Raw genomic sequence first — 13,966 nt, forward strand, 5'->3', positions numbered from 1 at the left:
ATGAAAGCACAAACAATTGAATATCTAGCACTCAATAAAACGCCCCGCAGTGCCATCCTTATTACAAGCCCATTTACAGGTAAAGTAATACCGCTTCAAGAACACCCCGAACCTATTTTTAAGTTTGGTATTCTCGGTCCTGGTATTACTGTAAAGCTCAGTAGCCACAAAATTTTAGCGCCGTTTGATGGCACGTTATTACAAGTAAAAAACGCAGGTACTGAGTTTATTTTACAGGCTAAAAATGGTTTAAAAGTTTTAATCAACTTAACTATTACCGGTTCGCAATCAATTACACATACCCATATTGCACAATTAAATGGTAGTGAAATAAGTAAAGGCCAACGCCTCGCTTATTTTGATTTACGTGAACTAGAAACGCCTATGCTGGCCAGTTTAATCTTACTTAACGGCCATAATCTCGGCACATTTCATTACTCACATTCGCATGTAAATGCGGATGTAGATACCTTATTAACTATTATTAAGAAGAACTAAATTTATGATCACTCTATACGGTATTAGCAATTGCGACACGATAAAAAAAGCAAAAAAATACTTAGCCGACAACAACATCGAATTTACGTTTCATGATTACCGCAAAGATGGCGTAAATGAGCAAATGGTAAGTGATTTTGCAGATAAACTCGATTGGGAGCAACTCGTTAATAAACGTGGCACAACTTATCGCGCATTAACTGATGAGCAAAAACAGAGTTTGACTAAAGAAAGTGCTATCCCATTGTTAGTTGAACAACCTGCAATGATCAAACGCCCAGTACTTATTAACAATGGCAGTTACCATTTAGGTTTTAAAGCAGCTCAATACGATGAGATATTTAAATCATGAAAGATGATGTAATTAAACTCGCTCAAGCACTAATACAACGTGAGTCAGTAACGCCCGAGGATGCTGGCTGCCAACAGATGATGAACGATCGCCTTGCTGCGGTTGGTTTTAATATTGAGTCATTATTTTTTACCGACACATTAAATACATGGGCTCGAAAAGGCACACAATCACCGCACTTTTGTTTTGCAGGCCACACTGATGTTGTGCCAACAGGCCCTGAAAAAAATTGGCAACACCCGCCGTTTTCAGGATTAATAAAAGACGGTTTATTACATGGGCGCGGCGCTGCCGATATGAAAGGCTCGTTAGCTGCAATGCTTGTTGCAACCGAGCGTTTTGTTACTAAGCACCCAGATCATAAAGGTTCGATTTCATTTTTAATTACCTCCGACGAAGAAGGCCCGTTTATAAACGGGACTACCCGTGTAATTGATACGCTAGAGGCGCGCGGTGAAAAAATTGATATGTGCCTAGTAGGCGAGCCTTCATCACGAGATGTATTAGGTGATGTTGTTAAAAATGGCCGAAGAGGTTCACTTACCGCTTTTTTAACCGTTAAGGGTGTACAAGGGCATGTCGCCTATCCACATTTAGCACAAAACCCAATTCACCTAGCAACCCCTGCCCTTACAGAGCTTAGCAAAACGGTGTGGGATAACGGAAATGAATACTTCCCTGCTACCAGCTTTCAAATTTCAAATATTAATGGCGGCACAGGTGCAGGTAATGTGATCCCGGGTGAGCTAGAAGTACAGTTTAACTTTAGATTTAGCACGCAAGTAACACATGAGCAATTACAACAACGTGTAAATGACATACTGCAAAAGCATAACTTAAATTATGAATTAAGCTGGATAGTAAATGGCTTGCCTTTTATTACCGAGCACGGCCCACTTGTTGATGCCACAGTAAAAGCGATTAAATCAGTAACCGGTTTAACCACAAACCTAGAAACTACCGGCGGCACATCAGATGGTCGCTTTATTGCACAAACAGGTGCTAAAGTAATTGAACTTGGCCCACGTAACGAAACTATTCATAAAGTAGATGAATGCGTAAGTACCGATGATTTAATAGCCCTTACCGACATTTACGAGCAAATACTAGAGCAACTTTTAGCATAATGGATGTAACTAAACCAACATCGATAATGTGTATCACAGGGCAAAGTGATACACATTTAACTGATATACAAAATCATCGTTTGCATAGCAACATTATTAGCGACTTTTTAGCGTTACAAAGTGCAGCAAAAAATGCGGGATTTGATCTTACTATTGCCTCAAGTTTTCGCGACTTTAAACGCCAGTCAATTATTTGGAATAATAAGTTTTTAGGTATTCGACCTGTTTATAATAAACAGCAAAAGGTTGTAGATTTAACTAAATTAAATGATGTAGATAAATGCATAGCAATAATGCTCTACTCTGCACTACCTGGCGCAAGCAGGCACCATTTAGGGACTGACTTAGATGTGTTTGATAAAGCTGCGGTGAATGATGATTATAAGCTACAGCTAACACCTGATGAATACTTGCAAGGTGGGCCGTTTGCACCTTTAAGTAATTGGCTTGATACTAACTTAGTTAAATTTGGTTTTTATCGTCCTTACCAGCATGATTTAGGTGGCGTAGCACCTGAGCTTTGGCATATAAGCCATATTAAGCAATCACAATTATTAGTGAATAAACTTAGCGAGCAAGTACTTTATGAATGCATAAAAAACAGTGAGCTACAGGGTAAGCAGGCAATACTTGATAACTTACCGGCTATTTATAAACGCTTTGTAACAAACGTGAGCCCACACCTAAAAGAAGGTTAGGTTATATTAAGCCTTCTTTTTATTTAAAATAAACACCAGCACGGCCCCTAATATTAACGAGCTTGCTACTATAAACTCCATTGTTACCTGCTCTGATAAAAACAAAACACCAGCAATGGCAGCAAGTACCGGCACACAAAGTTGCACAACCGCAGCTTGGGTACTTTTAAGTAGTGGCATTGCTACATACCAAACACTATAACCAACTCCAGACGCTATTGCCCCCGAGGCACACGCAAGTAATACCCCTTCAATACTCATATTTTTTAAATAACTCATACCTACAAGTAATAAAACAGGGATAGCAACTAAGCTTCTTATAAAGTTAAACCCAGTAGTACGCAGTGGCGATACGCACACTTTACCGCGAATACTGTAAATACCCCATGCCACACCACTGAGTGCCATAAGTGATGCACCTAATAATGAAGGCACCGCTGCAGATGGCAGCATTAAATATACAAAACCAGATAACGCCACTATAAATGCACACCACTGGAGTACGCTTAATTGCTCTTTTTGATAAATACCCCAGCCAATCATAGTAAGTTGCACAGCAGAAAATAAAATTAGTGCACCGGTACCGGTATCTAGCTCTAAGTAGGCAATCGAAAAACAAAGCGCGTAAACAAGCAGGCTAATACTGCTTCGCCAGCTTCCTCTGTCACTTAAAATAGCGGGATTGAATGTGCCTTTACGTTTTAAATTATGGGTATAAATTGCCATTATAATGCCCAAACATGCAGCTCCGCTAAGCAAGCGAATAACAGTAAAGTTCCAAGCATCTATATAACCTTCTGCTAAGGCCATTCTGCAAAAAAGAGAATTTGCGGCAAACGCAATTAAAGCAATTAATGTGTATATGGTGGCTTTCAAAAAAATTCCTTCGCAACGAAAAATAATTATATTGTTTAAACCTACTCGCTAATTAACCAACCACGTTCAAGCCATTGATTAATTTTAGTAATTAAAAACCCAGCGATTTTCTCACCCGGGAGTTCATTTAAACAGGATTGACATAACTGTGCAAAGGGTGTGTTTTGTTTTAATAAACTCAGTAAGCGGTATTCTTGTGCATCAACGCTTAAATATTGTGTACGCCTTTGAGCATCACGTGCTACAACCCAAAAGCGAGGCTCTGACACTCTTGCCTCTGGCGGTGTTTGTTTTTGTTTTATTGCCTGCCAACTTTCAACCGCCATAGTATTAAACACAACTAACTGTACACTTGGATGTAATTTTAATAGTAAAGTTGGCCATTGCTGAGGTTCAATACTTTCAAGCTCTGATACATTAAGTAATGTTTTATCGCTTGCATCAAAAGTACTTAGTAATAGTCGCTCAAATTTGGCTATATCTGCAAGTATGGGGTAATCACTAAAAGGAGTATTAGCGGCTAAATAATCTGGTAGTTTCTCTGCAAAAATTCGTAGTGACGTATGAGTTGAAGGATATAAAGCTAAATAACCATCAACCATCATCTCAAATAAATCATCACCTAAGTAAATGCCCAACTGTTCGTGATCTTGCTCAATCACGGCTCTTAAGCGAATTTTATAAGCGCTTTGATAAATAGAGAGTCGCTGTTGTGTATTTAACTGCCCTTGCTGCGCAATTTGCTCGCTAATATCCGAACTTTCTCCTTGCAGTAAATTCATAAACTGTTGTTGCAGCTTTGCTAAATCACTCATGATCTTATATCCCAAAACGGTTTCACTAGCGTTTTAGCATGCTCAAGCTCAGTAATTAAATCATCAAGGGAGCCAATATTATCATCGCGTTCAATCATGGTACTTACCGGATTTAATGTTTTTGCATACTGAGCATATAAGTCCCATACCGCATCGGGAACATCTTCATCGTGAGTATCTATAATATGCGTACCAAAGTCTTGATGTCCTGCTAAGTGTATTTGTGCAATAGCTGTACTCGGAATAGCTGATAAATAATCCATTGCATTAAAGTCGTGATTTCGTGCACTTACATAAACATTATTTACATCCATTAAAAACTTACAGCCTGTTTGCTTATGTAATTGCGCTAAGAATTCCCACTCACTCATTTGTGAATCGTTATAGGTTAAATAGCTCGATACATTTTCGAAAATCATTTCGCGCCCCAGGTAATCTTGAACTTGTGAAATTTTATTTGCTAAATGATCAAGTGCCTCTGAGGTGTAAGGCATTGGTAGTAAATCGTGACTATTAACACCGCCCACTTGGGTGAAACATAAATGATCAGACACCCACTGCGGCTCAACCCTCGCAATTGTGTTTTTTAACTGATTTAAGTAGTCCTTATTAATAGGGTCAATACTACCAATCGACATTGATACCCCATGCATAACAATCGGATAATCTGCTCTTATTTTATTTAAATAATGCCAAGGTTTTCCACCGGCTACAAAATAGTTTTCTGAGATAATTTCAAACCAGTCTACAGCTGGTTTCTCTGCAATAATTTGCTCAAAATGCGGGGATCTCAGTCCTAAACCAAAACCTAAAAAACGATTTGTCATAAACTTCCTTAATAAGCCTGAATAAGAAAACACATCGTTCAGGCTTATTTTATGCGTTCGATAAATTGGTATTAGCTACCTACAGAACCACCAATATCACCACATGCTTTTGCAGGCATTGATACAAAACCGGTGCCTTTACATGATGCATGTCCAGCACAAGCATTATTAGCAGTCTTACAATCGTTATGACCGCCACACACATTTACATCGTTACAATGTACTAAATCTGCTTTAGCTACACTGCCAACCCATTTATCTTTTACTGTACCGCCAACGTCAGCACATGATTTTGCAGGCATTGCTACAAAACCAGTCCCTTTACATGACGCTTGACCTGCACATGCATTCTCAGCTGTTTTACAATCGTTATGGCCACCACATACATTCGCATCATAACAATGAACTAAATCAGTTGTTGCGCCATTATTAGCAACTGCACTTGATGTTGACGTTTCTGCCTCTGTTGCATTACAACCAACTAAACCTGCTACCATTACAGCCATTGCTGCACCTGTGAACTTTTTCATTTTTTTATTCCTCTGAGTGATATAACTCTTAGCAAGACCGCTAAAGCGAAAATACTATTTCAGTGGAGTTGATAATAAACCAAAAAAAATTCACACTTTGTTCACCAATGTCATTTTATATTTCTTTATTAGCAGGCAGTTTTACTCTACGATTTTTTACAATATTTCACACATTTAGCTAAAAATAGTATGTTAATGTATACAGGTAAATTAAGAGGAGTGCTCAGTGCGCCGCAGTATAATTTTAAGCTTTTGTTTTATTTTAAGTGGGTGTAGCACAATGGGTTTTAATGACCTATTTAATGACTATGCCACGCAAATGACACCAATAAGAAATGCGATCGAGAAAAACAACATCGAAGAAGCGCAATCCCTTATTGCTAATAATAGCACCCTGCACAGCAGCTACTTACTCAACCAACTTGAGCAAGCTCGTTTAAACGACTTAGCAAATACGCCAGATGATGCACAAAGTAAATTTGAGAACGTGTATACACAAATGCAAAAAAAGCGTGAAGCCGCCAAAATACAAGTTAGTGCGGGCCTTGAACAAAGTAACGCTTTATTTACCAACGACTCAGCAATAACTTATGTGCCACCCGCTTACGAAATGAGCATGCTTCATAGTTATAAAGCACTTAACTACGTGTATAAAAATGATGTTGAAGGCGCATTGGTCGAAATTCGCCGAGCTAATAAAGTACAAGTTGATGCGCTTAGCGAGAATGAAGCAGAAGTAGACTCAACCGTTAAAGAAGCTCAGCAACACTACCCAAGCATGAGCAATGTAACCAGAGACATAAAAAATGGCTTTCAAAATGCCTACACATTTTACTTATCTGCTTTGCTTTACCAAAGTGCTAAACAATACGACGACGCCTATATCGATTATAAAAAAGCACTGGCTATACAACCTAACAATATTTATTTACAGCAAGATGTAATGCGCCTTGCTAAAAAACAAGGGTTTGACCAAGATCTAAATGAATTTAAAAAACGCTTTGGCGATACGCCCACTATTTCTTCATCACAGGGCGAAGTAATTGTTTTATTTGAACAAGGATTAGTACCAAAACAAGATGAATTTAAACTGCGCTTGCCAATTTATTCATCACGTGGCGATGCACGCTTTTACAGCTTGGCGATGCCGGTATATAAAGATAATGCCTATGTGCGCCGCCTTAACAATATAAATATAGATGCACAAAGCTTGGCGCTTAGCCCACTGGTACACATTGAGGCACTTGCAGCTAAAACTCTAGAAGATCAAATCCCTGCAAAAGTCGCTCGCCAAGTACTTAGATTAGTAGCTAAAGAGAAAGTGCGGGCAGAACTTGCTCGCAGTGCCGGTGATGTAGGTAACATACTTGCTAATATTTATAATTTGGCGTCTGAGCAAGCTGATACACGCAGCTGGCTTACACTTCCAAATCAAATAAGTGTCGCAAGGCAAAGCCTAAATACAGGTGAGCATTCTGTGCACATAGGCACACAAGCACCTATAAATTTTACCATTAGTAAGCAAGGGTTAACGTTAATTTACTTAACCTCTATTAATAACTACTTTAATTACCACGTAGTTCAACTTTAGGAGCCATCATGAAATACATAGCGCCATTATTAGCAGCCTTAATGCTCAGTGCATGTTCCAGCCAACCGGTTACATCGGGTATTTCTGTTGAACAAAATAAAAACCAGTTTAATGAGCAATTACGTGTAGATAACCCAGAGCTTGGTAAAAAGCTTGCCATTACTGATGTGAAAACACGTCAAACCAACCAGTTAACCGATGTAGTAGTGACACTTTCGAGCCAGTATAAAAAATCACAATATTTGCAGTATCAGTTTAATTGGTTTGATAAAGACGGCTTTGTAATTAAAGGCAACCATTCACCTTGGCAAGCACTCACCTTATTTGGTTTTGCAAAAACACAATTACCGGGCTTAGCACCGAGCTCTGATGCGGTTACCTTTTCTTTAGCAGTAAGAGAAGTGTCTACCGAATCACAAGAATTTAAAGATTAAAGGAAACAACCATGATCATCAGTAACAAATTTAAAACAGTATCAACTTACGCTTTAGTTGGCCTCAGCGCTTTAGTATTAAGTGGCTGTGCTAATAAAGCCGTAGTAAGTTATGGCGATGCACAAGCAGTAGAAACAACCGATATTAATTTTGGCTCTACCGATTTACAAAAAGTAGCGAGCCAAATGACCGATTCATTACTCAGCTCACCCGTTGTTGGCACAATGACCGCTAATAAACGCCCTGTAGTATTTGTTGAGCGTATTAAAAACAAAACTAGTGAGCACATTGATACTGAATCAATCACCGATTCAATCTCAACGCAAATGCTACGCAGTGGTAAGTTCCGTTTTGTAGATATGACGCGTGTTGAGTCAGTACGTGAGCAATTAACATTTCAAAACGAAGATGCCCTTGTTAACCCTGCAACAGCCGTTGCATTTGGTAAACAAATTGGCGCGCAATATATGTTATACGGAAATTTATCGAGCATAGTTAAATCAAATGCCGACAAATCAGACGTATACTATAAATTTACGATGCGTTTAATGGATATGGAAAGCGGCCTAGTTGAATGGGCTGACGAAACTGAAATTCGTAAAACTAAAGAAAAATCGACATTTGGTTGGTAGTTACTAAGCCTTTACGGGCTAATAAGCCCATAAAGGCTACCAATAGGAGATTATTATGAAAGCTATAATATTAATAATGTGTGCCCTACTTAGTGTGAGCGCGCCAACTTTTGCTCAATATGAGCGCAATAAAGCAGTCCCTGTGCAGCAAGTTTTATTTGGTGACGTAAAATCGGTACGCAATATTACCGAACAAGAAATCATTCAAGACAAAAACAACGGCTGGGAAACCTTCGGCGGTGCATTACTCGGTGGTGTTGTAGGCAACCAGTTTGGTGGCGGTAGCGGCCGCACAGTAGCAACAATATTAGGCTCAGTAATTGGCGGCAGTGTTGCACATAATAGGCAGCAGCAAAGTCATTATCAGCAAAATCATTTTGTAGAGTTATTAATACAAGTTGAAAACGGCGACCAGTTTATGGTTGTTCAAGATCAAGACCAATCAATGCGCTTTAGCAAAGGCGATAACGTAAGATTAGTGTACTTGAACGACAACACGGTGCGTGTAGATAAAGCGTACTAGCCAATATATTCATGAATAATGTAAAAAACGAGCCAAATTTGGCTCGTTTTTTTATTTTTTAAATAACTATACTTGGCGATAGTCTTTAAAAAAACGCTTCATTTTTAACATCGCATCCGATAAATCATCTTTGCTTGGTAAAAATACCAATCTAAAATGATCCGGCTCGGGCCAATTAAACGCCCTGCCATGTACAAGTAATATTTTTTCGGCTTTTAGCAAATCGTACATCATCTTTTCATCATCTTTAACGTTAAAAAGTGCTGTATCTACTTTGGCAAACGCATAGAGCGCGCCTTTAGGTTTTTTACAACTAATGCCTTCAATAGCGTTCAACCCGCGCCATGCTATATCGCGCTGCTCGTATAAGCGCCCACCTGGGTTAATTAAATTATCAATTGATTGCACGCCGCCCAACGCTTGTTGAATTGCATATTGCGCAGGTACATTGGCGCACAAACGCATAGATGAAAGTATTTCAAGGCCTTTGCGTAAATCATCCATTACCGAGGTACGACCGCTTAGAACCATCCACCCCATTCTTAGCCCCGCTGCACGGTAGGTTTTTGCTAAACCATTGAAAGTAATGATTGGTACATCATCACACAGTGAGCCGATTGAAGTATGCGTTATACCATCGTATAAAATCTTTTCGTAAATCTCATCGCTCAATAACAGCAGTTTATGTTCACGCGCTATATCAATTAATTGCATTAACAAATCGTCACTGTAAACCGCACCTGTCGGATTATTAGGATTAATTAATACCAAAGCTTTAGTTTTAGACGTTATTTTGCTTTTTATATCTGCAATATCCGGAAACCAATCTTGCTCTTCATCACATAAATAATGCACCGGATTACCACCCGATAATGTAACTGAAGCAGTCCAAAGTGGATAATCTGGAGCTGGAATAAGCACTTCATCGCCATTATTTAATAGCGCTTGGGTGATCATCTGAATAAGTTCGCTTACGCCATTACCAATATAGATACTATCTACATCTAAATTATGTAATCCACGTTGTTGGTAGTGCTGATAAATAGCCACGCGGGCTGAATAGAGGCCTTTAGAGTCACAGTAACCTTGGGCTGAATATAAGTTGCGGATAATATCGCGGTGCATATCTTCTGGCATATCAAAACCAAAAGCAGCTGGATTACCTATATTCAATTTTAATACTTTTTGACCTTCGTCTTCCATTTTTTTAGCTTGTGCTAAAACCGGCCCACGAATGTCATAACATACACCTTCTAATTTGTGACTCTTTTTAATATCAGACATTTTTACCTCGACTAGTGAACCTTTAGACTAACCTAGTAAAGGCGTAAAATGCCAGTCAATTTAGGTGCTTAATACTGAAATAAATTCACGTTTCAGCTTCAATAATTAACGAGATGCTAACCATTCATTTAGCTTAGCTTGAGAGCCTATTACTTGAGCCATTAAGCTATTAGATGCGTCGATAGCTTCAGCTAAGTTATCTAGGTTTAAATTTTGTTCAATAACACGCGATACTTCAGCAAGGCTTGAAGCTCCAAACTGCGCCGCATTCGATTTTAAGCTATGGGAGTGGCGAATAGCTGCTTCTTTATCTTTACCAATGGTTGCTAACACTTCTGAGCCCAAACGTTCAAACTCTGAGCAGCAAAAATCAAGTGTATCAGCAAACTGCTCACCCAATAACGATTCCATACTCTCTAATGCTGATGTATCAATATTTATTTCTGTCATATTTTAAGCCCTTAAAACAATCCATGTAAGTTACAGTTTAATAGTACTACTTTATATTGATGCGTAAAAAAAACCAACTTAATTACCTTATAAATGTATAATTGCGAGGATCATACTGGCAACAAAAAGTTTATTAAATGGCACGCACACTTTGTAAACATTGTAACTTTTCAATAAACACCTGTATTTGCAGCGCAATTACAAATATAAACAACAAAGTTACGGTTATTATTCTACAGCACCCGAGTGAAGAAAAAATAGCAAAAAATACCGCTAAACTACTCAATTTATGCCTAACTGATTGCCAAATAATCAAAGGCGAAAATAATGATGACTTTTCCATACTAAAAACACTGCCAGTAAGCTCAACTGTTTTACTCTACCCTAACGAACACGCTGTAAATTTAGACGATAACACTGAGCAGCCAAGTGTAAAAAGCATCACTCATTTAATCGTGGTTGATGGTACATGGAAAAAAGCCTACAAAATTTTGCAACTCACCACATTACTAAATAAATTTAAAACGGTCAGTTTTAAACAGCTACCTAAAAATCGTTATGCTATTCGTAAAGCCCCTCGGGCCGACAGCCTATCCACACTTGAAGCTGTAGCGCATAGTTTGTTTTTAATAGAGCAGCTAAATCCCGCACCACTTTATAATGCGCTTAATGAATTAATACAAAAACAAACCCAACACATGCCCGAGCACGTAAAAGCACGTTACTTAGATTAAACTCGTTACTATATGAAACTTGCAATGCGTAACTACCCTAACAGACTAAAACGTGGCTTTACTCGCCAAGGACCCGACTATCGCTTTGACGACCAAGTCGACTTTAGCGATATAAGAGATACCTTCGGCTTTAGGTCAATGGTCGTTGGTAAATGGGTAACTAAAGAAGAGCGCTACATTAGCGCCAATTTAATTTACGATGCACTGGCGGATCTTGCGCAAATACTGCATTTACCGCCCAAAGCTATTGGCCTGCGCGGGAAGCTTAACTTTGCATTTGGCCATGGTGGTCAAAAAGGCGTGCAAGCGCATTATAATGCAGCCTCTCAAACACTTGCTCTTGCAAAAAATGCAGGCGGTGGTGCACTTGCTCATGAATGGTTCCATGCGTTTGACCATCATATAAGCGAGCACTTATTTGCAACAAAATCACAATTTGGCTTTGCCTCAAAATTGTGGCTTTCAAACACGCCTAATTTATCGCATCCACTTAATAATGCTTTGAACAGTTTTTATAAACATGTATTTTTAGATGAAGATGGTATTGATGCAAATAACTTTGTACAAGCGTGTATAGAACACGATAAAGCCCACAATATGAATTATATGAGCATGCCAGAAGAGCTTGCAGCACGGTGTTTTGAAGCCTGTATTGAAGGCCACACATATATAAAAAATAGCTTTTTGGTGGGAGGCTTAAAAAGTAGTAATTTAATATACCCAAATAGTGAGCATATTGATAAAGCAAATGAAGCGCTTAACCAGTATTTTGAACTACTGGGTTATGCGCTTCATAAAATAGACGAGTAATGTCTATATTTGGTGATTATTTATCGTCACTAATACGACTTGCTACTGCGCTGCTTTGATCTTTATATTTTGCATCTTTACGAATATTGTATGGGTTTTCACACGGGCCCGATAACATTTCAAAGCTCATAGCACCAATTTTCATCAGTGGGCGTAGTGCCAGTGGTAATTTACCTGAGTTGTAAAACTCTAAAACAATATTGCCACTCCAGCCTGGGTCTATTCGATGCGCGGTTACATGCACCATTAACCCCAAACGCGCAAGCGATGAGCGTCCATCTAACCAACCTACTATATCTGCTGGCAACGTTACTTTTTCATGGGTAATAGCTAGTGCAAGTTCACCTGGGTGTAAAAAGAATGCCTCACCTTCATCAAGCACTATTTCTTCACTCATGATCGATTCCATGGCCTTATTTAACTGATCTTTTGGACCACTTAAATCGACGTATGCTGCATTATGCGCATTAAACGTTCTAAATTTATTACCCAAGCGTAAATCGGCCGTTACACCTGAAATCATCTCGCTCGTTGGTGCAGGCTCAATAACTATGCGGCCATCGCTTAAGTATTCTTTAATATGTGTGTCTGAAAGTCTCATTATTTATTAATCTTCCGTAATCACAATTTCAATTGCATTGTGATGCTGTTGATAATAAAGCGTGCTGGCTATTAACCTTGCTGCTGCGCTGTATGTTTTGCTTATTGCGGCATCGTTATCGCTTGCAATAAGTTTACCTTGCTCAGAATACTCGCGTATATCTATTGCAAGTGGAATATGGCTAAGTACAGGCACGCCGTGCTTATGCGCCAGTTTTTGTGCACCGTCTTTACCAAAAACGTGGTTAGCTTCACCACAGTGAGTGCAAATGTAGTGACTCATATTTTCTATTAAGCCAAGCACCGGTACGTTTACTTTATTAAACATAGCAATGCCTTTTTGCGCATCGGCTAGCGCTAAATCTTGCGGTGTAGTGACAACAACAGTGCCGCTAGCGGGTACTTTTTGGCTCATTGTAAGCTGAATATCACCGGTGCCCGGTGGCATATCAACAATTAAGTAGTCAAGCTCACCCCAATCGGTTTCGTTAAGTAACTGGCTCAGCGCGCCTGACGCCATTGGCCCGCGCCATACCGTGGCATCATCGCTTGGAACTAAAAAGCCAATTGACTGCGCTTTAATGCCATTTGCATTAAAAGGCTGTAGCTGTTTGTTATCTTTAGTGACGGGCTCTGCACCCACTAATCCTAAAAGCATTGGGATAGATGGGCCATAAATGTCAGCATCTAAAATACCCACCTTTGCGCCTTCATTTTTAAGCGCGCCTGCCAAGTTAACAGCAGTAGTCGACTTACCTACCCCACCTTTGCCTGAGGCAATAAGCACAATATGTTTAATCGCTTTAAACTTAGCCGCCTCTTTAATGATAACCTTGGCGCTAATTGTTACAGGCACATTTAAGCTTTCACTTACGTGTTGCTCAACTAAAGGCATTTCTGATTGCCCAGCAAATGGCAGAGTTAATTTAATGTGTAGTGATTTATCGTCATTTTGAGTAATAGTATCAATGAAGCTTTCGTCAATACCGACGGCAAAAGCCGCACTACGATATGCCGCTAAGGCAGTTATAATCGGTTGTTTTTGCACCGATTTAGAAGAGAATAGTTTCGACAGTCCAAACATAGCAATTAAATAGCGTTTCTTTGATGAAAAGTGCCACGGAATTATGTAACATTCAGGGCATTAACACCAGTCAATTAATAAAAATCCATAAGCTGTGCGCA

General features: G+C 39.2%; 18 protein-coding genes. 10 read left to right on the plus strand and 8 right to left on the minus strand.

The window, feature by feature from the left end:
* Genes H5120_RS09690 through H5120_RS09705 form a run of 4 tightly spaced genes read left to right on the plus strand, consistent with a single transcriptional unit; the run spans position 1 to position 2,675 of the window.
* Positions 1-498, plus strand: a complete 498-nt coding sequence (locus H5120_RS09690) for a PTS glucose transporter subunit IIA (protein WP_182674217.1) — start codon at positions 1-3, stop codon at positions 496-498.
* Positions 499-502: 4 nt separating this feature from the next.
* Complete coding sequence (locus H5120_RS09695) at positions 503-850, plus strand: ArsC family reductase (protein WP_002959693.1); 348 nt, start codon at positions 503-505, stop codon at positions 848-850.
* On the plus strand, positions 847-1,977 hold the full coding sequence (gene dapE, locus H5120_RS09700; RefSeq protein WP_182674218.1) for a succinyl-diaminopimelate desuccinylase: 1,131 nt from the start codon (positions 847-849) through the stop codon (positions 1,975-1,977). The genes H5120_RS09695 and dapE overlap by 4 nt, the downstream gene beginning before the upstream one ends.
* Complete coding sequence (locus tag H5120_RS09705; protein ID WP_182674219.1) at positions 1,977-2,675, plus strand: M15 family metallopeptidase; 699 nt, start codon at positions 1,977-1,979, stop codon at positions 2,673-2,675. Before dapE ends, H5120_RS09705 begins: the two co-directional genes overlap by 1 nt.
* A 6-nt stretch (positions 2,676-2,681) precedes the next feature.
* On the opposite strand, the gene H5120_RS09710 is transcribed toward H5120_RS09705, so the two are convergent.
* From H5120_RS09710 to H5120_RS09725, 4 genes are all read right to left on the minus strand, one after another.
* Positions 2,682-3,551, minus strand: coding sequence for a DMT family transporter (locus H5120_RS09710; RefSeq protein WP_182674220.1), 870 nt, complete (start codon positions 3,549-3,551; stop codon positions 2,682-2,684).
* 41 nt (positions 3,552-3,592) lie between these two features.
* Positions 3,593-4,366 carry a DNA-binding domain-containing protein gene (locus tag H5120_RS09715; protein ID WP_182674221.1) on the minus strand — a complete coding sequence of 258 codons (774 nt, stop codon included), beginning with the start codon at positions 4,364-4,366 and terminating at the stop codon, positions 3,593-3,595.
* Positions 4,363-5,193 (minus strand): DUF692 domain-containing protein, encoded by an 831-nt coding sequence (locus H5120_RS09720; protein ID WP_182674222.1) that lies wholly within the window; start codon positions 5,191-5,193, stop codon positions 4,363-4,365. Before H5120_RS09720 ends, H5120_RS09715 begins: the two co-directional genes overlap by 4 nt.
* A gap of 71 nt (positions 5,194-5,264) precedes the next feature.
* Positions 5,265-5,723 carry a hypothetical protein gene (locus H5120_RS09725; RefSeq protein ID WP_182674223.1) on the minus strand — a complete coding sequence of 153 codons (459 nt, stop codon included), beginning with the start codon at positions 5,721-5,723 and terminating at the stop codon, positions 5,265-5,267.
* A 226-nt stretch (positions 5,724-5,949) separates the two neighbouring features.
* Between H5120_RS09725 and H5120_RS09730 the strand changes: the two genes are divergently transcribed.
* From H5120_RS09730 to H5120_RS09745, 4 genes are read left to right on the plus strand one after another with little or no spacing between them, the layout of a single operon-like run.
* Positions 5,950-7,314, plus strand: a complete 1,365-nt coding sequence (locus H5120_RS09730; protein WP_182674224.1) for a COG3014 family protein — start codon at positions 5,950-5,952, stop codon at positions 7,312-7,314.
* A gap of 8 nt (positions 7,315-7,322) precedes the next feature.
* Positions 7,323-7,748 carry a YcfL family protein gene (locus H5120_RS09735; protein WP_002959678.1) on the plus strand — a complete coding sequence of 142 codons (426 nt, stop codon included), beginning with the start codon at positions 7,323-7,325 and terminating at the stop codon, positions 7,746-7,748.
* Between the two features lie 11 nt (positions 7,749-7,759).
* Positions 7,760-8,380 carry a penicillin-binding protein activator LpoB gene (gene lpoB / locus H5120_RS09740; RefSeq protein ID WP_002959677.1) on the plus strand — a complete coding sequence of 207 codons (621 nt, stop codon included), beginning with the start codon at positions 7,760-7,762 and terminating at the stop codon, positions 8,378-8,380.
* 55 nt (positions 8,381-8,435) lie between these two features.
* The gene (locus tag H5120_RS09745) at positions 8,436-8,903 is read left to right on the plus strand and encodes a glycine zipper 2TM domain-containing protein (RefSeq protein ID WP_182674225.1); all 468 of its coding nucleotides are present in this window, start codon (positions 8,436-8,438) and stop codon (positions 8,901-8,903) included.
* A gap of 66 nt (positions 8,904-8,969) precedes the next feature.
* On the opposite strand, the gene H5120_RS09750 is transcribed toward H5120_RS09745, so the two are convergent.
* Positions 8,970-10,187 carry a pyridoxal phosphate-dependent aminotransferase gene (locus H5120_RS09750; protein ID WP_024597609.1) on the minus strand — a complete coding sequence of 406 codons (1,218 nt, stop codon included), beginning with the start codon at positions 10,185-10,187 and terminating at the stop codon, positions 8,970-8,972.
* A gap of 105 nt (positions 10,188-10,292) precedes the next feature.
* Positions 10,293-10,637, minus strand: a complete 345-nt coding sequence (locus H5120_RS09755; RefSeq protein WP_182674226.1) for an Hpt domain-containing protein — start codon at positions 10,635-10,637, stop codon at positions 10,293-10,295.
* A gap of 137 nt (positions 10,638-10,774) precedes the next feature.
* Between H5120_RS09755 and H5120_RS09760 the strand changes: the two genes are divergently transcribed.
* Positions 10,775-11,371 (plus strand): tRNA-uridine aminocarboxypropyltransferase, encoded by a 597-nt coding sequence (locus H5120_RS09760; protein WP_182674227.1) that lies wholly within the window; start codon positions 10,775-10,777, stop codon positions 11,369-11,371.
* Between the two features lie 24 nt (positions 11,372-11,395).
* Positions 11,396-12,181: a CLCA_X family protein gene (locus tag H5120_RS09765; RefSeq protein ID WP_182674264.1), complete on the plus strand. Its 786-nt coding sequence runs from the start codon at positions 11,396-11,398 to the stop codon at positions 12,179-12,181.
* Between the two features lie 16 nt (positions 12,182-12,197).
* On the opposite strand, the gene dcd is transcribed toward H5120_RS09765, so the two are convergent.
* Positions 12,198-12,782: a dCTP deaminase gene (gene dcd / locus H5120_RS09770; RefSeq protein WP_002959670.1), complete on the minus strand. Its 585-nt coding sequence runs from the start codon at positions 12,780-12,782 to the stop codon at positions 12,198-12,200.
* A 6-nt stretch (positions 12,783-12,788) separates the two neighbouring features.
* Entirely contained in the window at positions 12,789-13,865 is a 1,077-nt protein-coding gene (gene apbC / locus H5120_RS09775; RefSeq protein WP_182674228.1) for an iron-sulfur cluster carrier protein ApbC, read from the minus strand.
* Positions 13,866-13,966: the final 101 nt, after the last annotated feature.

Source organism: Pseudoalteromonas sp. SR43-2 (assembly GCF_014163885.1).
Lineage (GTDB): Bacteria > Pseudomonadota > Gammaproteobacteria > Enterobacterales > Alteromonadaceae > Pseudoalteromonas > Pseudoalteromonas distincta.